The organism is Nonomuraea sp. NPDC050790, from assembly GCF_044456745.1.
Lineage (GTDB): Bacteria > Actinomycetota > Actinomycetes > Streptosporangiales > Streptosporangiaceae > Nonomuraea.
The window spans coordinates 42,872-68,276 of the sequence record NZ_JBITGF010000019.1 but is presented as its reverse complement, the minus strand read 5'-3'; the positions used below and the strand labels follow the sequence as shown (position 1 = coordinate 68,276).

At 71.6% G+C, this 25,405-nt stretch carries 24 protein-coding genes; 5 read left to right on the top strand and 19 right to left on the bottom strand.

The window, feature by feature from the left end; genetic code table 11:
- Positions 1–153 precede the first annotated feature (153 nt).
- Complete coding sequence (locus ACIBEJ_RS51030; RefSeq protein WP_397190301.1) at positions 154–2,367, top strand: glycoside hydrolase family 3 C-terminal domain-containing protein; 2,214 nt, start codon at positions 154–156, stop codon at positions 2,365–2,367.
- 99 nt (positions 2,368–2,466) lie between these two features.
- Here ACIBEJ_RS51030 and ACIBEJ_RS51025 read toward each other — a convergent pair whose 3' ends face one another.
- From ACIBEJ_RS51025 to ACIBEJ_RS51015, 3 genes are all read right to left on the bottom strand, one after another.
- On the bottom strand, positions 2,467–3,792 hold the full coding sequence (locus tag ACIBEJ_RS51025) for an MFS transporter (RefSeq protein WP_397190300.1): 1,326 nt from the start codon (positions 3,790–3,792) through the stop codon (positions 2,467–2,469).
- Between the two features lie 77 nt (positions 3,793–3,869).
- On the bottom strand, positions 3,870–5,624 hold the full coding sequence (locus tag ACIBEJ_RS51020) for a sulfatase-like hydrolase/transferase (protein ID WP_397190299.1): 1,755 nt from the start codon (positions 5,622–5,624) through the stop codon (positions 3,870–3,872).
- Positions 5,621–6,178 (bottom strand): PadR family transcriptional regulator, encoded by a 558-nt coding sequence (locus tag ACIBEJ_RS51015; protein ID WP_397190298.1) that lies wholly within the window; start codon positions 6,176–6,178, stop codon positions 5,621–5,623. Before ACIBEJ_RS51015 ends, ACIBEJ_RS51020 begins: the two co-directional genes overlap by 4 nt.
- A gap of 59 nt (positions 6,179–6,237) precedes the next feature.
- Between ACIBEJ_RS51015 and ACIBEJ_RS51010 the strand changes: the two genes are divergently transcribed.
- Entirely contained in the window at positions 6,238–7,170 is a 933-nt protein-coding gene (locus ACIBEJ_RS51010) for a formylglycine-generating enzyme family protein (RefSeq protein WP_397190297.1), read from the top strand.
- 157 nt (positions 7,171–7,327) lie between these two features.
- Here ACIBEJ_RS51010 and ACIBEJ_RS51005 read toward each other — a convergent pair whose 3' ends face one another.
- From ACIBEJ_RS51005 to ACIBEJ_RS50990, 4 genes are read right to left on the bottom strand one after another with little or no spacing between them, the layout of a single operon-like run.
- Complete coding sequence (locus tag ACIBEJ_RS51005; protein ID WP_397190296.1) at positions 7,328–8,206, bottom strand: aminoglycoside phosphotransferase family protein; 879 nt, start codon at positions 8,204–8,206, stop codon at positions 7,328–7,330.
- Between the two features lie 55 nt (positions 8,207–8,261).
- A complete protein-coding gene (locus ACIBEJ_RS51000; protein ID WP_397190295.1) occupies positions 8,262–8,969 on the bottom strand; it encodes a DUF998 domain-containing protein in 708 nt (235 codons plus the stop codon).
- Positions 8,966–9,520: a Clp protease N-terminal domain-containing protein gene (locus ACIBEJ_RS50995; protein ID WP_397190294.1), complete on the bottom strand. Its 555-nt coding sequence runs from the start codon at positions 9,518–9,520 to the stop codon at positions 8,966–8,968. Before ACIBEJ_RS50995 ends, ACIBEJ_RS51000 begins: the two co-directional genes overlap by 4 nt.
- Positions 9,521–9,527: 7 nt before the next feature.
- Entirely contained in the window at positions 9,528–9,740 is a 213-nt protein-coding gene (locus ACIBEJ_RS50990; RefSeq protein WP_397190352.1) for an RNA polymerase subunit sigma-70, read from the bottom strand.
- Positions 9,741–9,897: 157 nt separating this feature from the next.
- On the opposite strand from ACIBEJ_RS50990, the gene ACIBEJ_RS50985 reads away from it, so the two are divergent.
- Positions 9,898–10,107, top strand: a complete 210-nt coding sequence (locus ACIBEJ_RS50985) for a LuxR C-terminal-related transcriptional regulator (RefSeq protein WP_397190293.1) — start codon at positions 9,898–9,900, stop codon at positions 10,105–10,107.
- A gap of 123 nt (positions 10,108–10,230) precedes the next feature.
- Here the strand turns inward: ACIBEJ_RS50985 and ACIBEJ_RS50980 are convergent, their stop codons facing one another.
- Together ACIBEJ_RS50980 and ACIBEJ_RS50975 are read right to left on the bottom strand one after the other, a co-directional pair.
- Positions 10,231–11,763 (bottom strand): MFS transporter, encoded by a 1,533-nt coding sequence (locus ACIBEJ_RS50980; protein WP_397190292.1) that lies wholly within the window; start codon positions 11,761–11,763, stop codon positions 10,231–10,233.
- Complete coding sequence (locus tag ACIBEJ_RS50975; protein WP_397190291.1) at positions 11,756–12,709, bottom strand: zinc-binding dehydrogenase; 954 nt, start codon at positions 12,707–12,709, stop codon at positions 11,756–11,758. Before ACIBEJ_RS50975 ends, ACIBEJ_RS50980 begins: the two co-directional genes overlap by 8 nt.
- An 85-nt stretch (positions 12,710–12,794) precedes the next feature.
- Here ACIBEJ_RS50975 and ACIBEJ_RS50970 point away from each other — a divergent pair, with 85 nt between their 5' ends.
- On the top strand, positions 12,795–13,484 hold the full coding sequence (locus ACIBEJ_RS50970) for a TetR/AcrR family transcriptional regulator (RefSeq protein ID WP_397190290.1): 690 nt from the start codon (positions 12,795–12,797) through the stop codon (positions 13,482–13,484).
- A 29-nt stretch (positions 13,485–13,513) separates the two neighbouring features.
- On the opposite strand, the gene ACIBEJ_RS50965 is transcribed toward ACIBEJ_RS50970, so the two are convergent.
- The 10 genes from ACIBEJ_RS50965 to ACIBEJ_RS50920 are packed head-to-tail and all read right to left on the bottom strand — an operon-like array spanning position 13,514 to position 24,555.
- Positions 13,514–14,203 carry a class II aldolase/adducin family protein gene (locus tag ACIBEJ_RS50965; protein ID WP_397190289.1) on the bottom strand — a complete coding sequence of 230 codons (690 nt, stop codon included), beginning with the start codon at positions 14,201–14,203 and terminating at the stop codon, positions 13,514–13,516.
- Positions 14,200–14,952, bottom strand: a complete 753-nt coding sequence (locus ACIBEJ_RS50960; protein ID WP_397190288.1) for an SDR family NAD(P)-dependent oxidoreductase — start codon at positions 14,950–14,952, stop codon at positions 14,200–14,202. Before ACIBEJ_RS50960 ends, ACIBEJ_RS50965 begins: the two co-directional genes overlap by 4 nt.
- Positions 14,949–15,230: a hypothetical protein gene (locus tag ACIBEJ_RS50955; protein ID WP_397190287.1), complete on the bottom strand. Its 282-nt coding sequence runs from the start codon at positions 15,228–15,230 to the stop codon at positions 14,949–14,951. Before ACIBEJ_RS50955 ends, ACIBEJ_RS50960 begins: the two co-directional genes overlap by 4 nt.
- Complete coding sequence (locus ACIBEJ_RS50950; protein WP_397190286.1) at positions 15,227–17,221, bottom strand: hydantoinase B/oxoprolinase family protein; 1,995 nt, start codon at positions 17,219–17,221, stop codon at positions 15,227–15,229. The genes ACIBEJ_RS50955 and ACIBEJ_RS50950 overlap by 4 nt, the downstream gene beginning before the upstream one ends.
- Positions 17,221–19,338, bottom strand: coding sequence for a hydantoinase/oxoprolinase family protein (locus ACIBEJ_RS50945; RefSeq protein WP_397190285.1), 2,118 nt, complete (start codon positions 19,336–19,338; stop codon positions 17,221–17,223). Before ACIBEJ_RS50945 ends, ACIBEJ_RS50950 begins: the two co-directional genes overlap by 1 nt.
- A gap of 15 nt (positions 19,339–19,353) precedes the next feature.
- Entirely contained in the window at positions 19,354–20,820 is a 1,467-nt protein-coding gene (locus ACIBEJ_RS50940; RefSeq protein ID WP_397190284.1) for an aldehyde dehydrogenase family protein, read from the bottom strand.
- Positions 20,813–22,027 (bottom strand): FAD-dependent monooxygenase, encoded by a 1,215-nt coding sequence (locus tag ACIBEJ_RS50935; RefSeq protein WP_397190283.1) that lies wholly within the window; start codon positions 22,025–22,027, stop codon positions 20,813–20,815. The genes ACIBEJ_RS50940 and ACIBEJ_RS50935 overlap by 8 nt, the downstream gene beginning before the upstream one ends.
- Positions 22,028–22,040: 13 nt before the next feature.
- A complete protein-coding gene (locus ACIBEJ_RS50930; protein ID WP_397190282.1) occupies positions 22,041–22,607 on the bottom strand; it encodes a maleylpyruvate isomerase N-terminal domain-containing protein in 567 nt (188 codons plus the stop codon).
- 5 nt (positions 22,608–22,612) lie between these two features.
- Positions 22,613–23,440, bottom strand: coding sequence for a fumarylacetoacetate hydrolase family protein (locus tag ACIBEJ_RS50925; RefSeq protein ID WP_397190281.1), 828 nt, complete (start codon positions 23,438–23,440; stop codon positions 22,613–22,615).
- Entirely contained in the window at positions 23,437–24,555 is a 1,119-nt protein-coding gene (locus ACIBEJ_RS50920) for a cupin domain-containing protein (RefSeq protein ID WP_397190280.1), read from the bottom strand. The genes ACIBEJ_RS50925 and ACIBEJ_RS50920 overlap by 4 nt, the downstream gene beginning before the upstream one ends.
- A 48-nt stretch (positions 24,556–24,603) precedes the next feature.
- Between ACIBEJ_RS50920 and ACIBEJ_RS50915 the strand changes: the two genes are divergently transcribed.
- A complete protein-coding gene (locus ACIBEJ_RS50915) occupies positions 24,604–25,353 on the top strand; it encodes an IclR family transcriptional regulator (protein WP_397190279.1) in 750 nt (249 codons plus the stop codon).
- Positions 25,354–25,405: the final 52 nt, after the last annotated feature.

The following is a 25,405-nucleotide window of genomic DNA, read 5'->3' as shown; positions in this document are numbered from 1 at the left end:
GGGCCTCGCGAATCGCCGGCGAGGAGGACTATGCGCGATGCCGCGGTCGGGACCGCGGCATGGGCAACTTCGCGGCGATCCTGCCCTGTCCGGGGCGATCTCCTGATCATGGGCGGCTACGCGCCGTCCGTACAGAACGAAGGTAGTGATCAAGTGAATCTCGACGAGAAGGCGGCGCTGACCTCCGGCGCGGGCTGGTGGCACACCGTGGCGCTGCCGGCGGCCGGGATCCCCGCGGTGCGGATGGCCGACGGGCCGCACGGGCTCCGGCCGCAGACCGAGCAGGAGGCCGACCACCTGGGAATCCAGGCCAGTGCCGCGGCCACCTGCTTCCCGCCAGCCGTCACGCTCGCCTCCACCTGGGATGTCGCACTGGCCGAGCGGACCGGTCGCGCGCTGGGGCGGGAGGCGCTCGCCGAGGACGTCCACGTCTTGCTCGGGCCGGGCGTCAACCTCAAGCGCAGCCCGCTCTGCGGCAGGAACTTCGAGTACTACTCCGAGGATCCGCTGCTCAGCGGCATGCTCGGGGTCTCCTGGGTCAACGGCCTGCAGGCGCAGGGGGTGGGCGCCTCGGTCAAGCACTTCGCCGCCAACAACCAGGAGACCCGGCGGATGACGGTCAGCGCCGACATCGACACCCGCACCCTGCGCGAGATCTACCTTCCGGCGTTCCGCCGGGTGGTGGAGCAGGCCGCGCCCTGGACCGTCATGTGCTCGTACAACCGGGTCAACGGCGTGCACGCCTCGCAGAACCGCTGGCTGCTGACCGAGGTGCTGCGTGGCGAATGGGGCTTCGAAGGGCTGGTGGTCTCCGACTGGGGAGCGGTCGTGGACAGGGTCAAGGCTCTGGCGGCCGGCCTGGACCTGGAGATGCCGACCTCGCAGGGCGCGGGACCGGCCCGGGTCGCGGCCGCCGTCCGCGCCGGCGAACTCGACGAGGAGGTGCTGGATCGAAGCGTGGCGCGGGTGGCCGAGCTGGCCCGCAAGGCAGCCGCCCACGCCCGTCCTGGCGCCGGCTACGACGCCGACGAGCACCACGCCCTGGCCCGCGAGATCGCGGCCCGTGGCGCCGTGCTGCTCAAGAACGACGGTGACCTGCTTCCGCTGGCACCTTCCCAGCGCCTGGCCGTCATCGGGGAGTTCGCCCGCACGCCCCGCTACCAGGGGGCGGGCAGTTCGAAGGTGAATCCGACACGGCTGGACGACGCGCTGTCGGCGATCGTCGCCACGGGCGCCGAGGTGACCTTCGCCCCCGGATTCCCGGTCGATGACCCGCATGCCGCCCCGGCGGCCCTTCGCGAGGAGGCGGTACGCGCCGCGGCCGAGGCGGAGGTCGCCGTCGTCTTCCTCGGGCTGCCGCCCAGCTACGAGTCGGAGGGGTTCGACCGCGACCATCTGGACCTGCCTTCCGAGCAGACCGAGCTGCTGGCCGAGGTGACCGCGGCCAACCCTCGGGTCGTGGTGGTTCTGGCCAACGGAGGGGTCGTGCGCCTGTCCGGCTGGATCGACGACGTGCCCGCCGTACTGGAAGGCTGGCTCGGCGGACAGGCGGGCGGATCCGCCACCGCCGACCTGCTGTTCGGCGCGGCCAACCCTTCGGGCCGGCTGACCGAGACCATTCCCATACGGCTGGCCGACACGCCCGCCCACCTGCACTGGCCGGGAGATCATCACCACGCGGCCTACGGAGAGGGCATGTTCGTCGGTTACCGCTACTACGACGCCCGCGAGCTGGCGGTCTCCTTCCCCTTCGGACACGGCCTGTCCTACACCACCTTCTCCCACGCCGACCTGCGGGCGAGCGCCGGCGACGACGGGATCGAGCTGACCGTCACGGTGACCAACACCGGCGAGCGGGCCGGGCACGAGGTCGTCCAGGTCTACCTCGGCGCTCCCGGCTCACGGGTCGGCCGGCCCGTGCGCGAGCTCAAGGGCTTCGCCGCGGTCCACCTCGAACCCGGCGAGCGGCGGGAGGTCACCATCCGGATCGCGCGGGACGACCTGGCCTACTTCGACACCGCGGCCGGCGCCTGGCTCGTCGAGGAGCTCGACTACCGTCTCGACGTCGGCGCCTCCAGCCGCGACATCAAGCTCACCGCCACCGTGCACGTAGGCGGCGACCCGTGGGTGCCCGCTCTCGACGCGGATTCGACTCTGGCCGAGTGGCTCGCCCATCCCGTCGGCGCGCCCCTCATCGGGAAGCTGATCGACCGGGTGCGCGGCGCTCTGGGCGACGCCTACCCGCAGGAGGGCAGCGAGAGGCACCGGTCGACGGGCAATCTACGACTCAGCCAGCTCGCCGAGTTCCCCATGATTCCCGTCACCCGCGGCGATCTGGACGAACTCATCTCCTCCCTGAATTCCTGAAACCGGGGCCGGCCCGCGCGGGCCGGCCCCGCCATCAACGGGAGCAGCAGCGCCACGCCCCCCGCCGTCCCGGATGCGACAAGCTCACCGGAGCGCTGCTCACCCTCCTTCCACGGCTGCCGCGCGGCGTGCTTCCAGGTCTCGCTGGACCCGTTCCACGTCGCGGGCGTAAGGCCGGTACAGCAGCGTGAGGAAGGCGCCATTGATCAGCATGAGCACCACGAGCACCACGAGGAAGACGGTCTTCAGCCCGATCACCTCGCCGAGGAAACCCGCGCCGAGGCTGAAGACGGCCCAGGCGATGGCTTCGACGATGTTGACGTAGATGGTGAAGGCGGCGCCCCTCAGCTCGGGTGGGGTGACGGCCATGACCATGGGCCGGTTGATGCCCGGGTTCATGCCCTGGACGATGCCCGTCAACGTGAAGAAGATCGAGAACACCCCAATGGAGCCCCAGTCGATCTGGGTGGCGACGAAGGCGGTCACGGCGAAGGCGACCTGGGCACCCTGGAGGAGCGCGACCGGCCCGTAGCGAGGGCTGCGCCGTACGGCCCGGTCCGACAGGAAGCCGCCGAGCAGGTTGCCGATGAAGAAGCCGATGCCGGCAGGAGCGAGCACGATGGAGGCGGTCGCGGTGTCGAAGCCGTAGACGTCCACCATGAAGACGACGCCGAAGGCGAGCAGGAGGAGGTGGCCCGAGAGCAGGCGCGAGCCCAGGAGGATCAGGAAGCTGGGAATGCGCAGCAGCGAGATCGCGCGACTCCAGGTCAGCTCTGTTCCCGATTCGCGGGCTTCGCGGTCGAGCCCGGCCAGTTGCCGTTCGGCCGCACCGGTGCCCGGGTCACGGAACCAGACCCAGATGGCCACGCCGAGCAGGATGTTGAAGACCCCGATGCCCCACAGGCCCCAGCGCCAGCCGTCGTCGACGTTGGCCAGTTGCCCCTTGATCGGGCCGAGGATGGAGGTGGTCAGGGCGATGGCGCCGTACAGGATGCCGACGGCCCTGCCGCGGGAGGAGTCGTCGAACAGGTCGCCGATGATCTCGGCGACGATGGGGTGCGCGCCGGCGTAGCCGGCGGCCAGGATGGTGTAGAAGATCAGCAGCTGGGTGAAGTTCTGCGAGAAGCCGGCGGCGATGCCCCAGACGCCCCACAGGCCGGCGGTGATGGCCAGCAGGCTCCGGCGGGACCAGCGGTGGGCGGCCCAGACCCAGAAGGGGCCGGTGAAGACACCGACGATCTTGCTTGCGGCGGTGAGGATTCCCAGGGCTCCCAGGGAGAGTCCCAGCGACTGCCTGATGACCGGGAAGAGTCCGCTGACCAGGCTGGATTCGGTGTTGTCGACGATGACGGCGCCGCCGAGCAGCGAAAGCTGCCGCCAACGCCCACGGACTTTGGTAGGCGCGTCCTCGGTAATGTGGGACATACGCCACCTCTTTCTATGAGGAGGGGAAGGCGTTCAGCCGGTGGTGGGGATGCCGCCCCGCCACCGGCCCTGTCACGTCAGAGCTTGGCCAGCTCCTCGGCGATCGAGCGGAGTACGGCCGGCGGGATCAGGCCGGCGGCCGTGGCGGCCAGGTCGAGCAGCGGCAGGCCGCCGATGAGCTGGAGGAGCTCGGTGTCGGCGATCCCCTCCAGGTGCCTGGCGAGCACGTCGGCCGCCTGCGGATCGGCCAGCAGTGCCTTGACCGGGTCACGCACCGAGAGCCTGCTGTCAGGCAGGTCGTCCAGCCGCGGAAGGGGAAGTCCGGCCCGCTCGGCCTGGTCCCGCTGGGCGCGGACGAGCAGGTGCTCCTCCCCGACCGGTCCGTCGTACGGCAGGCCGAGGCGCTCATACTGGCTCGGAGGTGCGTCGCCGGCACGCAGGAGTTCCACGAGCAGGCCGGCCATGCGCCGTTCGGCCTCGTCGTCGACGATGGGCGACAACTGCTCGGGGTCGGTCTCCAGGTCGAAAAGGAGGGTGCCGAAGCTGTAGGGGTTGAGAAAGGTACGGCCCGCCACGCGCACCGTGCGCATCCCCTTGGTGAAGGAGAACGGCTCGGCCAGCTCGATGTTCGCCAGCTCGGCGGGAGAGAACCGGCCACGCATGTGGGTGGGCATGAGCGTGTGCTCCTCCAGCGGCGCGTTCGCGGGACGGGCGGGGGCGCGCATGTAGACGTAGCGGCCGTCGGTGACGTTGACGTGGCCGCCGTGGGCGCCGAACAGGCCCGCCTGCCGTACCTGACCTTCACTCAGCGGGCGGCCCTGCATGTCGTCCGGCCGCCGCACGCCGAAGTAGTCCAGCAGCGTCGGCGCCAGGTCGATCGTCTGCACGAGCCTGTCGTCTCGCTCACCGGCCGCCCGTACGCGTGGGTCCCACACGAACAGCGGCAGGTGGACCAGCTCGTTGTACCAGGGCTGGACCCACTTGGCCCACCAGCCCTTCTCTCCGAGCAGGAAGCCGTGGTCGGTGTTGACGATGAGCATCGTGTCCTCCCACAGCTCCAGCTCGTCCATGAGGTCGAGCACCCTGCCGAGGGAGTGGTCGCACATCGACAGCAGCGCCGCGTACTCGTAGCGTGCGTGCTGGACCTGCTCGGGCGTCTCGGTCACCCGCTTGTAGTCGGGCCAGTCGAAGTGCGGGCCGTCGTAGTCGTGTGGATAGAGATCCTTGAAACGCTGGTGGGAGAAGAACGGCTCATGCGGGTCGAACGTCTCGATCTGCAGGAACCACTTGTCCTGAGCGGCATTGGTGCGGATGAACTCCAGCCCGGCGTCGAACGTGCGCGTCTGGGAGTGGCGCTCGACGGTGTCCATGTACTGCCGGTTGATCCAGTCCTGCCGGAAGTTCTCGTTGCGCCGGCCCTTGAGCGATTCGGGGATCTCCGGGTCTGCCACGTGGCCCTTCCACGGGTCGCCCTCCTGGCCGCGGAAGAACTCCCACGTGGTGTAGCGGTTGTGGTACGTGGCGCCGCCGTCCTCCCAGTAGTGGTAGTGGTCGCTGGCCAGGTGGGTGTGGACGCCGCTCAGCTTGAGCAGTTCCGGCATCGAGTCGTCGAACGGCTCCAGCGGGCCCCAGCTGCGATGCAGGAAGTTGTAGCGGCCCGTGTGGAGCTCGCGGCGGGCCGGCATGCACGGCATCGACCCTGCGTAGCAGTGGTCGAAGGTGGTGGCACGCTCGGCCAGCCGCGCGAAGTTCGGCGCGTGCGTCCAGTCACCGCCGTACGGCGGCAACATGTGCCTGTTCAAGCTGTCGAACATCACCATGATCGCTCTCATCGGCCCTCCAGCCATGTCTTGGTCTCCTCCAGCCAGGCCACCCACCTGTCCACCGACGCCGCGCCCTGGGTGTGTATGCGGTCGAACACCTCCTGGGCCAGGCTCTGGTCCAGTTCGGGCAGCGGGTCCTCGAACCGCAGGGTCCTGTCGCGGTCACGGTTGCGGGCGATCTGGGCGCGCCGGTAGTCGAGTTCCGTCTCGATCATCCGTAGCGCGGCCGCGCGATCCAGCGCCGCCGCGAAACCGAACCGCGCTATGAAGTCGGCGTCCTTGAAGCGGCTGGGCGGCTCGTACGGCGAGCGCACCCACTCCAGGAGTGCCTCGTGGCCGGCCGAGGTGAGCCGGTAGACCTTCGCGTCCGGCTTGCCCTCGCGCGGATCAACCTCGAACTCCACCCACCCGTCGGCCACCATGCGGGCCAGCAGCCGGTAGATCTGGCTGTGGTGCACGCGAGAGCGCATGAACTGCCCCTCGACCTCCACCCATTTGCGCAGGTCGTAGCCGCTACAGGGGCGGCAGGCCAGCAAACCGAGCAGGACGAACTCAAACCGCACGACATCTCTCCCTCATACGTGCTGAATCACATATGTGAAAAGTTTCATATAATGCCCAGGTGCCGAGGTCAACACCCTGCTGCTCCCGCGCGACCGAATCGCAACACGGACCGCGCGCTCCGGTCGCCCCCGGCCGGACCCCCGTCGCCCACGCGGACGTCGCCCTGCCCGGCGGGTCCTTTCACATGGGCGACCATCACGACGAGGGCTATCCCTCCGACGGGGAGACCCCGGTCCACGAAGTACGGCTGGCGCCGTTCCGCATGGACGCCACCCCGGTCACCGTGGCCGGGTTCGAGGCGTTCGTCCGCGACACCGGCTACCGCACGGACGCGGAACGGGAGGGCTCCTCGGCCGTCTTCCACCTGGCCCTCGCGGCCTCGCGCGGCGACGTGCTCGGGTTCGACCCCGCGGTGCCGTGGTGGGTCGTCGTACGCGGCGCGGACTGGCGTCACCCGTACGGGCCGCTGTCGCCGGCCGAGCCCGGCCACCCCGTCGTCCACGTCTCCTGGCACGACGCCTCGGCGTACTGTGCCTGGGCGGGACGGCGGCTGCCCACCGAGGCGGAGTGGGAGTACGCCGCTCGGGGCGGGCTGGCGGCCGAGCGCTTTCCCTGGGGCTCGGAGCTGACCCCCGGGGGAAGGTGGATGTGCAACATCTGGCAGGGGGACTTCCCCCGCGACAACACCGGTGAGGACGGCTGGCTGGCGACCGCACCCGTGCGGTCCTATCCGGCCAACGGGTTCGACCTCCACGACATGTCCGGAAACGTATGGGAATGGTGCAGCGACTGGTTCGACGCGGGCTACTACTCCCGCTCGCCCCTGTCGGACCCTCGTGGCCCGGAGACCGGAGACCGGAGGGTCATCAGGGGCGGGTCGTTCCTCTGCCACGACTCCTACTGCCACCGCTACCGAGTCGCCGCCCGCTCGGCCAACACCCCCGGGTCCAGCAGCGGCAACTGCGGTTTCCGCACCGTCGCGGACGGCTGACCGGGCCCGAAGCTCCAGACACCGCCGGCATGGAGGCATAGCCGGCCTTTCTGCCCGTACACGCCGGTCGACCGCGGCGCCGGGCCCGGCCGCGAGAGCCCACGAGGCCATTGAGATGGGCGTGGGCGACCGCGTACGAGGTGGGCTCTGTGCTGATTCACCCGGCCAGGATCTCGGACAGGGCGCGGCGTGCGTCAAGCGCCGGCTCGTCGGTCTCGTCCAGGGAGAAGGCGCAGGTGGCCATCGTCTTCCAGAGTGCCCACCCGCGTCCGCGCGCCCACATGGCGTCGTCCACCGGCAGCAGTTCGCGGAACACCCGCCGGCCGTCACCGGTCAGCAGCGTCCATGCGACGGCCAGATCGCAGGCCGGGTCACCGACGCCGCACGTGCCGAAGTCGATGACGGCCGCCAATCGCCCGTCCTGGAGCAGAAGGTTCCCTTGGGCGAGATCGCCGTGGAACCACCTGTCCACGCCGTCCCAGCGCGCGTCCAGCGCGGTCTTCCAGATCTCGCGCGCCAGGCCCGCGTCGATGTGGCCGTCCAGGGCCTCCAGCGCGTCCTCGAACTGCCCCTCATAGGTACGCACCGTGCCGCCCCGGAACCAGTTGTGCTTTCCCGGCCGGGGACCGCCAGCAGGGTCGACGCCCTGCAGGGCCGTGACGAAACCGGCCAGGTCGACGGCGAACCCGACCGGATCGGCGATCCGGCCGACGCTCGCGGGCTCGCCGGCGAGCCACCGGTAGATCGACCAGGAGAAGGGATAGCCCGCGCCGGGCTCACCCTTGGCCAGCGGCACCGGAATGGGCAGGGGAAGCCTGGCGGCGAGCCGCGGCAGCCACCGGTGTTCCTTCTCGACCGCCAGGGCGTACTCGGACGCGCTCGGCAGGCGCACGAGCATTTCGCCGCCGAGGTGGAAGGTCCGGTTGTCCCAGCCGCCGTTGGCCACGGGCTCGACCGGCAGGTCCGCCCACTGCGGAAACTGCCCGGCGACGAGCCGGCGGACCTGCGCCGCGTCGACCGTGAGGCGCTCGGGCACTGGGCCAAGATCGGGTATTTCGCTCAACGGGTTCTCTTCTCCTGACTCGGCCGCTTCAGCCGTCCTGTTCCCGTGTTCCGCCGGTGTGGCGAGGTGGTGGGGTCTGTGCCTGACTCATGCTCCCTGGCGATGCGGTGGGCCGCTCCCCAGCGCGTTTCTCCGTCAGGGCGAGGACGGTGATCCAGGCCCACGCGACGACGATCCCCGTGCGCTGGAACAGGCCGGCCAGATCGGTCAGGTTCGGGTCCTGGCCGAAGCCCAGCCCGGCCATGATCCAGAAGGCGGGAAACACCACCGCGGTCACGACCGAGTAGACGGTCCACCCACGCCGAGGGAACCGGCGCGCCAGCACGAGGCAGGCGACCGGCAGCGTGACGAGGGTGACAAGGGCCGCCAGATCATGCAAGAACCCCGCAGTGGTGTACGGGCCCTGCGCGAGCGGCGTCCCGGCCGGATAACCGCTCACCGGGTCGGTGACGAAGACGCCCGCGGCGACGAGGCTGAGCCCCCACACTCCGATGAGCAGCGGCCCCCAGTTCGACCCGCGCGCCGCCGTCCGCAGGCCGACGGCGAAGGCCGCGGCGAGCAGTCCGCAGACGATGAAGTTGACGCTCTGGACCCAGCCCGCCGGGCTGAGCGCGAGCGAGCTGACCGGATGCCGGACAGGAGAGTAGCCGTCCAGGACGGCGCCGTGGACCACGAACGCGGCGACGAACAGCGGGCCCGCGACGATCCCGCAGCCCAGCCATAACCGCGCGCTCATCCGGCCCCGCCCGCGGCCTGCCGTACGGCGTCATAGGTCACCTCGTGGCCGGCCAGCACCGCGGCCAGCGGCGCGGAGACCCCCTGGCGCAGCACCGCGAGCAGCAGGTGCGTCGAGCCGATCTCCTTGGCCCCCAGCGCGCGGGCCTCGCGCAGACTCAGCTCGAGCACCTTCTTGGCCTGCGGGCTGTAGGGCCCGCCGACGCGTCCCGGCCTGCGCGAGGCCGGCGCCTCGGCCGGCTGGTCGAGCGCTCCCTGTCCGAAGGTCTGCTCGATGCGGCGGAAGACCTGCTCGACGTCGATGCCGACCTCGCTCAGGGCGGCGACCTCGTCGTCGGTGAGCCCCGCCCGCAGCCGCGGCCCCCTGGCCGCGGCGTCGAGGTCGTCGGCGGTGACGCCATGGCGGGTGAGGATGTCGGCCCCGGCCCCACCGGCGCGGGACAGGGCCAGCAGGAGATGGTCGGGCTCGGCCTTTGCCGCTCCGGCCCGCGCGGCCAGACCGGCGGCTGCGACGACGCTCTCGCGCGCGTCGAGCGTGAAACGTTCGAACATCGGGCTCCTACCTCTGCGTCCGTTGGGCGAGCTTCTGATGTACGGCCTGCCTGGTGACGCCCAGCGCGTCGGCGATCGCCTGCCAGGACCATCCGCGGGCTCGGGCGTTGCGCACGTGGAGGGTCTCCAGGTGGTCGGCGAGCTTGCGCAGGGCCACGACGGCCTTGAGCCCCACGGCGGGATCCGGACTGGTCAGGTCGGCATGCTGTGCGTCCTTCATCACCCTGTCAAGATATATTGACGACCTAGTGTGCTGTCAATATATCTTGACAGTTTTATCGGAGTTCCTCGCGCCCCTCCGGACAGGCCCAGAAGGCCGGCCTGGAGACCACCTGCGCCGTCAGGTCAGGGCCGCGGTTGGAATCGCGGGCCTCAAAATGGCGGGCCTGCTGGTCGCCGACGGCGAGGCGATGCTGGCCCCCACCGTCACCCGCCGCCTCGTCGCCGCCTTCGCCACGCCCCCTCCGCCCATCCCCGAGGCCGCGCCCGAGGCGCTCGCCGCCCTCACCGAACGCGAACTCGACGTCCTGAACCTCCTGGCCTGCGGCATGTCCAACGCCGAGATCGCGCTCAGGAACACGGACTGATCACGCCGCCAGGGCATGATCGCAACCGCTGTGGGCGGCGCTTCGGATAAGCGAGGTGTCCGGCGCCGATCCCCTGTCGATCAGCGTTCCGCGCGTTCCAGGAGGCTCGCGGTTCCTGTCCGTTCAGTCGGAGGCTGGGGTGGGTGTCTCGGGCCGGGTTGGGCGGCGCAGGGTCAGGGGCAGCAGGGCGAGAGCGATGAGCAGGGGAATCGTGATGAGCGCGTGCACGTGGAGGCTGTGGGCGAAGGCGTCTCTGGCGGTCTGGGCCAGGGGGATGCCGAGGCTTTCCGGGAGTTGCCGGGCTGTCTGGAGGGCGGCGGGCAACGTTTCCCGGGCGGCTTCGGTGAGCTTGGAGGGGATGCCGGGGGGCGCGTGGCCGTTCATGTAGCCGCCGTAGACGCCGGTGGCGATGCCGCCGAGTACGGCGATGCCGAGCGCGCCACCGAGTTCGGCGCCGGTCTCGGAGATCGCGGAGGCGGCGCCCGCGCGTCCGGGTGGCGCCGCACCGATGACCAGATTGGTACCCAGTGCCATGAACGGGGTCAGCCCGGCGAAGAGAAGGACCGAGCCGGACACCAGGATGACCGGGTTGGTGTCCACCTGGGTGAGCAGGACGGGGCCGCTGATGGCGAACGTGGCGCCGGCGCTCATGAGCACGGCGGGGCGGATTCGGCCGGCGAGGCTGGAGACCACCAGGGCCACGAGGGTGCCGGCGACCGCGGTGGGCAGTTGCCACAGACCGGCCTTCAACGGCGGGAATCCGAGCACCAGTTGCAGGTATTGCGAGGTCAGCAGGCTGGTCCCGAACAGTACGATCCCGGCCAGCACCATGCCCGTGACGGACACGGCGAAGGCGGGCGTACCGAACAGTCCGAGGTCCAAGAGCGGGTTGGGCAGCCGTCGCTGGCGGCGGACGAAGACCACGCCGAGCACCAGGCCCGCGACCAGGACGCCGACGGACGGCAGGGCGAAGCCGTGGACGGCGAGGTCCTTGATGCCGTACACGATCGTCAGCGGAGTCAGCAGCGACAGGACCACGCTGGCCGCGTCCAGCCGCCCGGACGCCGAGGTGCGGGGTTCGGGGATCAGGAAGGGGCCGGTGACCAGCAGCAGGGCCATGGCCGGGAGGGCGAGCAGGAATACCGCGCCCCACCAGGAGTACTGCAGCAGGACGCCGCCGACCAGCGGGCCGAGCGCGCCGCCGCCCATGAAGGCCATCATCCAGATCGTGATGGCCAGGGTGCGCTGCCGTACGTCGAGGAAAAGGGTGCGGATCAGGGCCAGCGAGGACGGCGCCAGCGCCGCGGCGGCGACCCCCTGGACCGCCCGTGCGGCGATGAGCATGCCGGCGCTGGGAGCGTAGGCGGCGATGACGGAAGCGCCGGTGAACGCGACGGCGCCGACCAGCAGGATCCGGCGGTGCCCGAGGCGGTCGCCGAGCGTGCCCATCGCGACGAGGGATCCGGCGACCGTGAAACCGTAGATGTCGGTGATCCACAGGAGCTGGGAGCCGTCGGGCTCCAGGTCGGCGCTCAGGCTGGGCAGTGCCAGGTAGAGCACCGACATGTTCATCATGACCAGTACGGCGGGAACGCCCAGGACCGCCAGGGCGATCCACTCCCGGGCTCGTGCCTTGCGGGTTGCGATCTCAGCCACGGAGCAGGGTCTTGCCGGTGGTGGTCCGCGACTCGATCGCCCGATGCGCAGCGGCTGCCGACTCCAGCGGGAAGGTCTGGCCGATGATCGGGCGCAGTTTTCCTTCGGCCGCGAGGTTCAGGGCGTCGACGATGAGCGCGCGTGTCTGGGCCGGGCTCGGCGCGGCGGTGAGGCCGATGACCTCGATGGAGCGTGCCTCGTCGAGTTCGGCGTCGGCGCCGCTGGCCATGCCGTAGATGCTCACGCGGCCGCCTTCGCGCAGCGCCCCGATGGCCTGTGTGCCGATCCGGCCGCCGACCCCGTCGAAGACGAGATCGAGGCCGACGCCGCCGGTCGCCGCCATGACCCGATCCAGCCAGTCGGGGCGGGAGTAGTCGACGTAGGAGGCGGCGCCCAGCGAGGTGACCAGCTCGGCCTTGCCGGTGCCCCGGGCGGCCCCGATCACGTGGGCGTCCGCGGCGGCGGCGAGTTGCACCAGCAGGCTCCCGACGCCTCCTCCCGCGGCCTCCACGAGGACCCGGTCGCCTGGCTTTATCTCCGCCTGTCTGTGGAGGAGCAGCGCCGTACGCCCATCGGCCAGCAGCGCGACCGCGTCCCGCAGCTCCAGACCGGCCGGAACCGGAACCGCGTCCTCTACGCGGGCCAGTGCCAGCTCGGCGTAACCGCCCTGGCCGCCGGTGGTGGCGACCACGACCGTCCCCAGCAGGGCCGGGTCCACGTCCGGTCCGGCGGCGACGATGCGACCGCCCACGCCGTTGCCGGGCACGCGGGGCAGTTCGGGCCTGCCGAACGGGCCGTCGCCGGAGCGTACCTGCGTCTCGACGAACGTGATGCTCGCGTACGCCACCGCGACGAGCACCTGCCCCGGCCCTGGAACCGGATCTTCGACCTGATGAATCCGCAGGACCTCCGGTCCCCCGAACTCTTCCATCACCACAGCTCTCATGACGCTCCCCCAAACGGATAGATTCGCTTCGTTTGGAGAAGCTATAACGGAGTGAATCGCTTCGCAAGGCGGCTACAGTGGGCGCATGGCCCGCAAAGCTCCCCGGCACGCAGAAGCAGAACGCAACGACCACGCCCTGCTGGAGGCCGCGAAGAAGGTCCTGGCCGTGGACGGAGCGCACGCGTCGGTGGCGGCGATCGCGGCGCGCGCCGGGGTCGGCATCGCCAGCCTCTATCGCCGCTACCGCTCCAAGGACGAACTCTTCCAGCACCTGTGCGCGCTGTCCCTCGACCAGTGGATCTCGGCCGCCGAACGCGGGCTGCGGCATGACGACCCGTGGGAGGGGCTCGCTCACTACATCGGCGCCTGCGTGGAGTTCAGCGGGGGTTCCCTCGGGCCGCTGGCCGGCACGATCGCCGTCACCGACGAGATGGCGGCCAAGTTCACCAGGTCCGACGAGCTGATGCGCGACCTGGTGGCCCGCGCGCACGCCGCCGGAGTGCTCAGACCGGACGCCACGGCCATGGACATCTCGCTCCTGATCGAACAACTCGGCAAGTCCCCGCTGATCGAACAGTTCGACCGGCAGGGCCGTACCGACCTGATCGAGGCCGCCCGCGACGCCCGGAAGCGCACGGTCGCCATCGCACTGGACGGCCTGCGCCCCCACCAGCCCCGGCTGCCCGGGAGCGCCCCCTCTTCGGCGCTCCTCTCCGAGCGCTGGGAGCACTCCCCCGCGGATTCGACGACCGGATCACGAACTTCTGGGCGATGACCGCACATGGTCCGCCGCGGCGGCCTCGCTCAGCCCGGGAGTCGTCGGACCAGGTACTCCCACACCTGCTCCACGGCGTCCGGATGGAAGATGTGCTCGCGTTTGGCGAGCGATTCTCCGGGGTCCGACCAGGTCGGCCAGGTGCCGAAGCCCCGGGTGAGCCACTGCTGGCAGGCGGCGCGCTCCAGGATGATCGCGGCCACCGTGGCGGCCCGCAGGGTGGGGCCGACGGTGACGATGCCGTGGTTGACGAGGAACACCGCCGAGGTCTGGGCCAGCGTGCCGGCCACCGCCCGGCCGAGCTCGCGGGTGAGGATCAGGTCGGCGGTGGCGGTGAAGCGGGGCACCCCAGGCGGCACGAAGTAGTTGGCCGCGTGACTCACCGGCAGCAGGTCCTGGCCCGCGGCGGCGAGGGCCACGGCGTAGGGCGAGTGCGTGTGCACGACGCCGCCGACGTCGGGGCGGACCGCCATGATCTCGGTGTGGATCGGGTACTCGCTGTGCCTTGGCCCCTGCCCCTCCAGCACGTCCCCGTCCGGCCCGACCAGGTGGACCCGCTCAGGGGTGATCTCCTCCATGCCCCACCCCGCGGCCTTGATCCAGACGCCACGCCCCTCGGGATCGCGCGCGGAGGCATGTCCCCAGACGAGGTCGCCCTGCTCGGCGGCGCCCAGGACGCGCGAGGACAGGGCGACGAGTTCGCGGATCTCCTCGCTCATCGGTGCACCAGCCCGCCGTTGACGCTGATCGTCTGCCCGGTCAGGTACGCGGCGTCGTCACCGAGCAGAAAGGCCAGCACGCCGCTCATGTCGTCGGGACCGGCGGCCCGGTGCAGCGCCTGGGCCGCGATCATCGCCTCCCGCTGCGCGGGCGTGACCGTCTCCCTGGCCACCTCGGTGTAGACGGGCCCCGGTGACAACGTGTTGACCCGGATGCCGAACTCCCCCAGCTCGCGGGCCATCGAGTACGTCATGCCCTGCACGCCGCCCTTGCTCGCGACGTAGTGCAGGTAGCCGGAACGGCCGAGCTGCACGGCGTCGGAGCCGATGTTCACCACGCTGGCCGAGGCCGAGGCCCGCAGCAGCGGCAGGAGCACGGACGTCAGCAACCAGGGCCCGCGCAGGTTGACCGCCATCAGCCGGTCCCATTCATCGTCGGTGATCTCCCAGAAGGGCTTCATCCGGATGGTGCTGAAGATCGCCGCGTTGTTGACCAGGCCGTCGACCCGGCCGTGGGCGCCGCCCAGGTGCGCGGCCAGCGCCTCGCAACTCGCCCGGTCGGCGACGTCGAGCGGGTACGCGAACGCCTTGCCCGGCCCGCCGAGCGAGGCCGCGGTGGCCTCGGCGCCCTCGTGGTTGCGGTCGGCCAGCACCACGGTGCCGCCCTCCTCGACCAGGCGGCGGGCGTAGGCGGCGCCGATGCCCTGGGCCGCGCCGGTGACAACGATGATCTTCTCGGCGAGGCTCACGCCAGGCTCCAGGTGCGGTAGGAGGGTTCGTCGGCGGGGACGATCTCGGTGGACAGCAGGGTGAGGCATCCGGGGCAGAACGCCTGGCGCAGCGCGATGGGCCGGTCCACGAAGGCGGCCGGGTCGGCGTGCACCCCGGGGCCGGCCTCCACGGACGGCCGCTCCCGCCGCAGCGCGTGGCTCATCGGCGCCGCGGCGCGCTCGCCGACCTTGGCGCCGCAGTGCCTGCACACCACCGCGCCGCTCTCGTCGGTGCGCAGGTTGACGTCGAGGTTCACGGCTTCACTCCTTCGGGGACGTCGGGCGGGGTCAGTCCGGCCCGCTCGTATCGCAGCCGCCGCCGCAGCGACGAGGTAGCGGCCAGGTCGGCCGTGCGTTCCGGGGTGAGGGCGACGCCGTACACGTCGTGGGCGGCGCGCTCCGACACCTTGCCGCCGCGCACGTCGGCGGCGACGCGTTCCGGCTCCCGGTGCAGGGGGTCACCGATGCCGCCGCCACCCTGCCAGTGGGTGAAGTACACGTCACCGGCGGCCAGATCGGTCTCCAGGTGCGGTGGCAGGGTTTCCGGCGTGCCGCCGAGATCCGGGATCGTCTGCGGAATACGCCCGGCGGCCAGTTGTTCGCGCACGCTGGAGCCGCGGACGAGCACGTCCCACTGCGTGGCGGCCGGGTAGCCGCCCGACAGTCCGGGCGCCTGCGGCACGGACTTGCCGTTCGCCGAGACCACCAGGTGCACGCCGTCGGCCGGCGAGTCATGGGGGATGAAGCAACTGGAGGCGCCGACGCCGCCCCGCCAGCGGCCCGGCCCGCCGGAGTCGGGCTCCTCCCGCCGCCACAGGTACAGCATGGGGAAGCTGAACTCGTTGATCTCGACGTCCGCGATGCGGCCCATGGGGATGCAGTTCTCGCCCCCGGTGTCGACGCCGTCGCCGTCGATTTTGGCTCCCAGCCCGCCCGCCATCGAGTCGCAGAGCATGGTGGCGAAGCCGTTGCCGCGCTGGTCGACTCCGGCCAGCAGTGCCAGGTCGAAGGTGCCGGAGCACACGCTCATCGCCGAACGGCTCAGCTCGGGGTGCGTGCCCAGCATGGCGGCGACCGTCTCGGAGACGGCGTTCTGGGTGGCCCAGGCGGAGTTCACCGATCCCTTGCCGATGCCGGCGGGGAAGGTGCAGTTGTTGATGGTGCCCGGCTCGCTGACGATGTCGACACAGCGCATGATGCCGCCCGGCGACCACGACATGTCCGGGCAGAGCATGGTCAGCATGATGGGCAGGACGCCGCCGCGCAGCCCGGCCAGGGTGCAGTTGATGATGCCGTCGACCTGCGGGTCGGTGCCCGTGAAGTCGAACACGAGCCGGTCGTCGCGCTTGCTCATCGCGACGACGATCTTGTGGATGCCGCGGTCCCCGGCGCGGGCGCCGTCCTGGTGCGCGACCGCCGACCAGGTGCCGTCGGGCAGGGCGCGCAGTTTGGCGCGCAGACGGGTCTCGGCGTCGTTCATCATCTTCTTCATCACGGCCTTGACCGTGTCCGGACCATAGGTGCCGATCAGCGCGGTGATCCGGTCGTGCGCGACGTTGTTGGCGCCGATCTTGGCGCGCAGGTCCAGGCCGACAAGCTTGGGCACGCGCGAGCGGCGGAGGTACATGTCCTCGATGTCGGACCGCAGCCGCCGCCCCTCGACGATCTTCACCGGCGGGATCGGCAGCGACTCCCAGAACACGTCGTGGCCCTCGACGGACCAACTGCCCGGCGACACCCCGCCGAGGTCCACCTGGTGGGCGACGACGCTGGTCCAGCAGAACAGCCGGCCCTCGTGGAACACCGGCGCGAGCACGGTGACGTCGTTCTGGTGCAGGCCGCCGCCGACCCACGGGTCGTTGAGCAGGAACTGGTCACCAGGGCCGATGCCGGGGTTGGCGGAGCGGTTGCGCAGCGTCCAGCGCACCGCCATGTCCAGGGCGGAACCGAGCTGCATGTTGTACAGGCCGACCTGCACGGTCTCGCCGGCCTCGTCCATGATGCCGGTGCCGAAGTCGTTGCAGTCGGTCACCACGACCGAGCCGGACATGCGCTTGACCGCCTCGCCCATGTCGTCGGTGATGGCGACCAGGCGGTGCCGGACGACCTCGTAGGTCAGCGCGTCGACCTGGCGCGGGGCGTCGTCGCCGATCGTGTGCAGGTCGAGTGCGCCGAAGACGTCGGTGTCGTCGAGTGGCCGTCCGGTCTGCGCGAAGCGCTCGGACCCGGCGACGGGGATGGCGGGCATCAGGAGTCCTCCAAGCGGGAGCCGGTGAAGCGGATGACGAGGTTGCCGAGCCGGTCGACGGTGGCGTCGCAGCCGGGTGGCAGGGCGACCGTCGTGGTGGGCGCCTCCACGACGGCCGGTCCGCTGATCCGGTGGCCGGCGCCCAGGGCGCGGTAGTCGTAGATCGTCGCGGGCGAGCGTCCGGCGCGGATGTCGAGGAACACCTCCCGCACGCCGCTGGGTTCGGGCCGTGCGGCGGACGGTTCCGGATGGTCGGGAAGCGCCGGGGCGATGGGCAGCGTGCCGACCGCGCGTACCCGGTAGGTGATCAGTTGCAGCCCGGCGTCGGGGAAGCCGGTGCCCTCGCCGTACAGGGACTCGTAGCGGGCTTCGAAGTCGGCGCCGACGCGCTCGACCTGCTCCGTGGTGAGCGTGCCGCCCGGAACGGGGGTGGTGACCTCGGCCAGTTGCATCGTGTAGCGCAGGTCGGCCTCCCGCTCGTGGACGACGCCGGAGAACGTCAGCCCCTGCTCCGACAGCCGCAGCTCCAGTTCGGCCTCGAGCGCGGCGTACACCGCGTTGACCGTGGCGGGGTCGACGGGCATCTGCGCGGGCTGGGAACGTTCCGCGGTGAGCACGATGTCGGAGGAGGCCAGGCCGAAGGCGGAGAACACCGCGGCCGTCGACCCGAGCGGCACCACGACCTCCTTGACGCCGAGGTCTCTGGAGTAGCTCGCGCAGTGCATCGGGCCCGCGCCGCCGAAGGCGTACAGGGTGAACTCCCTCGGGTCCTGGCCGGAGTTGACGACGACCTTGCGGACCAGGTCGGCGGTCTGCGCGTTCTGGATCGCGTAGATCGCCGCCGCGGCCTCCTCGACCGTCAGGCTCAGCGGGGTGGCCACCGCCTTGTCGATGGCCTCGCGCGCCAGCTCGACGTTGAGCTTCTTGCGCCCGCCGAGGAAGTTGTCCGGGTTGATGATGCCCAGGACCAGGTCGGCGTCGGTGACCGTGGGCTCCCAGCCGCCCTCGTCGTAGCAGGCGGGGCCGGGGCGCGCGCCGGCGCTGCGCGGGCCGACGCGCAGGTTGCCGCCCGGGTCGACCCAGGCGATGGCGCCGCCGCCGGCGCCGATGGTGTGCACGTCCACCATCGGGGTGCTGATCGTGTACTGGTTGAGCACGGTGCTCGTCGCGCCCACCGGCCTGCCGTCCACCACGAGCCCGACCAGGAACGTGGTGCCGCCCATGTCGGTCGAGACGACCTTGCGGGTGTCCAGGGCGGCCGCCATCCGGGCGCAGCCGACGACGCCGCCGGTGAGCACCGAGCCGATGGTGGTGATGCCGTGCGCGGGCGCGTCCTTGGCCGTCACGCATCCCCCGGATCCCTGCATGACCAGCAGCGCCCCGGTCAGGCCGCGGCGGCGCAGCTCGGCTTCGAGGGGCGCGAGGTAGGCGCCCAGTTTGGGCCCGACCTGGGTGTTCATGATGGTGGTCACGCTGCGGGAGTACTCGCGGATGCGCGGGCTGACCTCGCTGGACAGCGCGACGTACAGGCCGGGCGCCTCCTCGTGAATCAGCTCGCGCACCCGCCGCTCGTGCGCGGGGTTGCGGAACGACCACAGGAACGACACGGCGATGGCCTCCACGCCGTCGGCCACCAGTTCGCGCACCGCCGTCCGGACACCCTGTTCGTCCAGGGGCACGACGACGGCGCCCTTGTAGTCGACGCGGCCGTCGATCTCCTTGACCCGGTGGCGGGGCACCAGCGCCGCCGGCTTGGCGGTGCGGGCCATGTGCTGGATCTCGTCCGGGCCCAGGCCGGCGTAGCGGCCTTCGAGGTTCATGATGGTGATGGAATCGGCGTGCCCCCGGGTGGTGAGGAAGCCGACGTCGGCCACGTCGCCGGTGACCAGCGCGTTCAGGGTCGAGGTGGTGCCGTGGACGATGTACTCGGTGTCGGCCAGGAGCTCGGCCGTGCCGATGCCGAGTTCCGCGGCCAGCTCGTCGATGGCGTTCAGGAAGCCCTCGGCGAAGTCCGGCGGGGTGGACGGGGTCTTGGCGGCGGCGAGCCGGTTGTGCTGGTCGGCGGCGAAGGCGTCGGTGAACGTGCCGCCGGTGTCGATGCCTATGACGTACGGCATGGATACTCCTGAAGGTCAGAACAGGACGTTGATGGCCTTGAGCTCGGTGTAGGCGAGCAGTTCCTCGAGGCTTTCCTCCCGCCCGACACCGGAGCCCTTCACGCCACCGAACGGCACGTTGGGAAAGTGCCGCGAGGAGCCGTTGATCCAGACGAAACCGGCCTCGAAGGCGCGGGCGACGCGGTGCGCGCGGCTGACGTCGGCGGTCCAGACGCTGGCGGTCAGCCCGTACGGCACGCCGTTGGCGATCCGCACGGCCTGCGGCTCGTCGTCGAAGGGGATGACCGACAGCAGGGGCCCGAAGACCTCCTCCTGCGCGATCCGCGCGTCCGGGCGCACCCCGGTGAACATGGTGGGGGCGACGAACAGTCCGTGGTCGAGCCCCGCGGGCCGCCCGCCGCCGGTGACCACTGTGGCGCCCTCGCTGACGGCGAGGTCGATGTAGGCCAGCGACTTGTCGTACTGGGCGCGGTTGATCATCGTGCCCTGCTCGGTGTCCTCGTCGAACGGGCTGCCGATCTTGCGGGCTTCGATGAGCCGCGCGATCCGCTCGACCAGCTCGTCGTGGACGTCCCGCTGGACCAGCAGCCGTGAGTTGGAGCCGCAGGACTGGCCGGACCAGGTGAAGTTCATGCCGAAGACCGCGCCCTCGGCCGCGGCGGCCAGGTCGGCGTCGCCGAAGACGACCATCGCGTTCTTGCCGCCCAGTTCGAGGGAGACGTCCTTGACGCCGCTCTCCGCCGCGGCCCGCTGGATGGCCCGGCCGGTCGGCTCGGAGCCGATGAAGCCGATCCGGCGCACGTGGCGGTGCCGTACCAGAGCGTCGGGAACGGCCGGGCCGTCGCCGACGACGACCGACAGCACGCCCGGCGGGAAGATGTCCGCGGCCAGCTCGGCCAGGCGCAGCGCGGACAGCGGCGCCGCGTCCGGCGGCTTGAGGATGGTCGGGTTGCCCGCGACCAGCGGTGCGGCGACCTTGCAGGCGAACATCAGCGGGTGGTTGTACGGCACGATGCGCGCGACCACGCCGGCCGGTTCGCGCACGGTGACGTGCAGGCCGGTGCCGGCGGGGATCGTCGTGCCCTTCAGCTCCAGGGCGAGCCCGGCGAACAGGCGAAGCTGCGCCAGGGCGGTCGTCACGTCGAGGCGGGAGTTGGTGATCGGGGAGCCGGCGTCGACGGTGTCCAGCAACGCCAGTTCCTCACCGTGCGCCTCGATCGCGTCGGCGAGTTCGAGCACCAGCCTGGCCCGCTCGGCGGCGGGAGTGTCGCGCCAGGTCGCGCGGGCGTCGGCCGCGGCCCGCGCGGCCGTGTCCACGTCGTCGGCGTCGGCGTCGGGCACTTGGGCGATGACGGTCTCGGTGTAGGGGCTCACCCTGGCGTAGGTGCGGCCCCGGGCCGCGGGAGTGAGCTCGCCGGCGATCAGGAGCTTCCACTCCCGGTCCAGGAGGTCGGCGACCTTGGGTGGCAGCGCGTCAGGCATGGGTGCTCTCCTTGGGTCCGGCGGGACCGTACAACCAGTCCGTATCGGTGAAGTCGCCCGCCTCGCGGCGGGAGAACAGGGCATTGCGCAGGTCGCGGGCCAGCCCGTCGACGTGCCAGATGTCGCCCCAGACACGGGCGGTGCGCTGGACGCGCGCGGTGCGCGGCATGCGTTCCGCGGCGTACGCGCGCAGGGCCTTGTCGACGGCGGCGGCCTCGTCCTGGCCGGGCGGCAGGTGCCTGCCCACGGCGTCGGCCAGCGCGGCGGCGTCCTCGATGGCCTGGCAGGCGCCCTGCGCGAGGTACTGCAGCATGGGGTGGGCGGCGTCGCCGAGCAACGCGGTCCGCCCGGCGACCCAGTCGCCGATCGGCTCGCGATCGGACATGGGCCAGCGGCGATCGCGCCACAGCGCCGGCACGGCCGCGCGTACCTGCTCGCAGGTGACCGAGAACGCCTCGTCGAGTTCGTCGGGCAGCCCCCAGTCGGCGTGCCCGGCGGCGTAGCGCGGGCTGCGGAAGACCGCGACCTGGTTGTAGACGGTGCCGCCGCGCAGCGGATACTGCACCAGGTGCAGCCCGGGGCCGAACCACACCACGACGTCGGTCAGCGCGCTGCGCGCGCCCACCTGCTCGATCGGCACGGCGCCGCGGTAGGCCACGTAGCCGGAGCAGACGGGCTCGTCGGCGCTGAGCAGGGTCCGCAGGCCGGAGCGCAGCCCGTCGGCGGCCACCGCGAGCGCGGCGTGGTAGCTGGTGCCGTCGGCGCAGGTCACGGTGACGCCGCCGGCGTCGTCGGCGACGGCGGTGACGTGCCGGTCGTTGTCGAGCAGCACGCCGTGCTCACGGCACGCCGCCAGCAGGATGTCGAGCAGGTCGCTGCGGTGCAGGACGACGTACGGCCCGCCGTACCGGCGACGGAAGCGCTCGCCGAGGTCGAGATGGGTCAGGCGATCACCGGTGAGGGCGTCGTTGAAGACCAGCCGCTCGGGCAGCACGCCGGCCGCGACGACCCGTTCGAGCACGCCGAGCCGGTCCAGGATGCGGGTGGCGTTGGGGGCGAGCTGCAGTCCGGCGCCGATCTCGGCGAACTCCCCGGAACGTTCCAGCACCCGCACCCGGCGGCCGGCCCGCGCGCAGGCCAGCGCGGTCGCGAGGCCGCCGATGCCGCCTCCGGCGACGAGGATCTCGTCCGATCGGTGGTGTGTCATCAATCTCCTCCTGCTACAGCCAGGCGCTCAGGGACGGGGCCCGGCCGGTGCGGCCGGTGAGCCAGGCCGCCAGGGCGGCGGCCTGGCCCGAGCCGGCGTGCCTGGCCACCGCGTCGGCCGCGAGCGCGGCGGTGAAGTCGCCGGGCAGGTTCGCGAACGTGATCCCGGTGTCCAGGTCGACCGTGTGCACCATGACCTCTCGGGCGCGCAGCCAGGCGATCTCGGCCGCGGGCACCTCCCGGCCCTGCGCGGTGACCACGGTGCGCTCCAGCGCGCGGGCGTCCAGGCCGCCGAAGCCGGCGGCCAGGGCGGCGGCGGAGGCGTGCGCCATCTCGCGCAGGCGGGCCGGGGGCAGGCGGGAGCCCTCCTCGATCTCGGCGTCGCGCCGGCCGCCGGGGTACATCGGCGTGCGCTCGCCGGTCCGCGCCCAGTGCGTGAGTCTCCGCAGCGCCTCGGCGTTGAAGTGGACGTGCGCGACGACGTGCGCGCGGCTCCAGCCGGGCAGCAGGGACGGCGCGGCGAACGCGGCGTCCGGCAGGCGGTCCACGGCGGCCAGGAACAGCCGGGTGCCTTCGGCCATCCACGTCATGGTCTGCGCACCAGGTTGCTCAGCCGGCCGATCCCGGCGATCTCGGTCTCCAGGCGCGCGCCCTCGGTGAGGTAGCGGGCCGGCGTGCGCGCGTGTCCCACGCCGCCGGGGGTGCCGGTGGCGAGCACGTCGCCAGGGTGCAGCGTGAGGATCGACGAGACGTAGCCGACCAGCTCGACCGGGGAGAACACCAGGTCGGAGGTGTCGGCCCGCTGGGTCCGCACGCCGTCCACGTGGCAGGTGAGCGTCAGGGCGGGCGCCACCTGCCCGGGCAGCTCGTCCGGGGTGACCAGGACCGGGCCGAACGGCGCGGTGGCCTCGAACGTCTTGCCCTGCAGCCACTGGGGCGAGCGATACTGCCAGTCGCGTGCCGTCACGTCGTTGAGCACGCTGAACCCGGCGATCGCCGCGGCGGCCTGTTCCGGCGTGGCCCGCCGTACCGGCGCGCCGATGACGACGGCCAGTTCGGCCTCCCAGTCGAGCGCCTCGGACTCCGGCGGCAGCTCGATGGCGTCGTCCGCGCCGATCAGCGCCTCGGGGTACTTCGCGAACAGCGTCGGGTACCGCGGCAGGTCCCGGCCCATCTCCTTGATATGGGTGCGATAGTTCAGGCCCACACAGACGATCTTGCCGGGCCGGGGTACGACGGGTGCGTACGTGAGCCCGTCGGCGCGGCGGGCGGGACCGGGCGAGGCGGCGGCCGCTCGCCAGCCGGGGCGGCGCAGCAGTTCGCCCACGTCCGCCACCCCGAGATCGACGTAATGGTCACCGTCCAGCCGCACCGCACGGGTCGTGTCCCCCTCGCGGATGGTCGCCAGCCTCATCGGGCCGCCCCCTCGACCCGCACGCGGTGCTGGCGCAACCGCTCGAAGATGGGCGTGTCGCTGAAGCGGAACAGGTCGGCGCCGGAGTCCGTCGAGAGCGTCAGCGGCTGCCACGACGGGACTACGAACAGGTCGCCGCGGGTCGCCGTCCACGCGGTGTCGCCCACCCGGACCTCCGCCTGCCCGGTGAACACCTGGTAGACCGAGGAGCCGACCTCGCGGCGGGTCGCCGTCGCGGCGCCGGGGACGAGGCGGTGAAACTCGGCCCGGATGGTCGGCATCACGTCCCCGCCGGTGGTGGGGTTGGTGAACCGCACGGCCGCGTGCCCCGGCTCCACCACGCCCGGGTGGCCCTCGCCGGCGAGGGCGAGCTGGTCGGCGAGGGCCTGGTCGGTGTGCTCCCAGCGGTAGGCCGCGATCGGGGAGCTGTCGGTACGCTCGCCCGCCGAGGAGACCGGGCGCAGCCCGGGGTGGGCCCACAGGCGCTCGGCCCGCGATCGGGCGGGGGTCTCCCGCTCGGTGACGGTGTCCGGGCCCAGCTCGAAGAACGCCGAGCCCATGTGATGGACGAACGGGATGTCCAGTCCGTCGATCCAGGCCATCGGCGCGTCGCTGACGTTGTGATGACCGTGGAAGCGCCAGCCGGGGGTGAGCAGGAAGTCGCCCCGCCGCATGGCGACCGGGTCGCCGTCGACGACCGTCCACACGCCCTCGCCTTCCACGACGAAGCGGAAGGCGTGCTGGGTGTGGCGGTGCACGGGGGCGTCCTCGCGCGGGCACAGATACTGGATCGCCGCCCACAGGGTGGGCGTCGCGTACGGCGCCCCGCCCAGCCCCGGGTTGGCCAGCGCGATCGCGCGGCGCTCTCCGCCGCGGCCGACCGGCACCAGCTCACCGGCCCGGCCGGCCAGCGGCAGCAGGTTCTTCCAGCGCCACAGGTGGGCGCGGGCCGCGGGTGCGGGCTGCGCCGGCATCAGGTCGCCGATCTCGGTCCACAGCGGCACCAGCAGCTCGTCCTCGAAACCGCGGTACAGCGCGTCCAGCTCGGCGCTGCGCGCGGGCTGACCGGGAGCATCGGTGGCCTCGATGCGGACCGGACTCTCGATGGGTGTCATGCCTCACACTATGGGGATATTCCGCAGTAAGGGATACAGTTTTCTACTGTGAAGAATAAGCCTCCCTATGCGATCGACTCCGTGGATCACGCCCTGCTGCTCGCCCAGACCCTCCAGCAGGAGGGCCGGCTGCGCGTGACCGACGCGGCGGAACGGCTCGGCGTCTCCAACTCCACGGCCCACCGGCTGCTGGCGATGCTGGTCTACCGCGACTTCGCCGAACGCACGGCCGACCGCAGGTACGTCCCCGGCCGCATGCTCCGCCCCACCCAGCGGAGCGAGGCGCCGCTCGCCCTGCTGCGCCACGTGACGCTGCCGCACCTGCGCGCCCTGACCGACAGGCTCGGCGAGTCGACCAACCTCGTGGTGCTGGTTGGCACGGAGGTGCGCTTCGTCAGCACGATCGAGTGCACCCGGCCGCTCCGGGTGGGTGACCGGGTCGGCCAGGCGCTGCCCGCGCACCTGGCCTCGGGCGGCAAGGTACTGCTGGCCGCGGCGCCGCCCGGCGAGCTCGACGCGTTGTACGACGGCGCCGTGGAGGTCGACCTGCCCCGGCTGCGCCGCGAGCTCACGCTGGTGCGTAAGCGCGGCTTCGCGGTCAACGACCAGCTCACCGAGACGGGCGTCACCGCCATCGGCGCCGGGGTGCGCGACGTGGCCGGCAGGACGGTGGCCGCGATCAGCCTGGCGATGCCGACCGTCCGGTTCGACCGCGACCGCCTCGCGGGCTGGGTCACCGAGCTGTCCACCACGGCGGCCCTGATCGAACGTGACTTCGCCGCACGTCATGAGGGGTGAGCGGCGCGACGATTCTGGATAGCAGAATCTTGTAGTCGTTCTGAAGAACCGG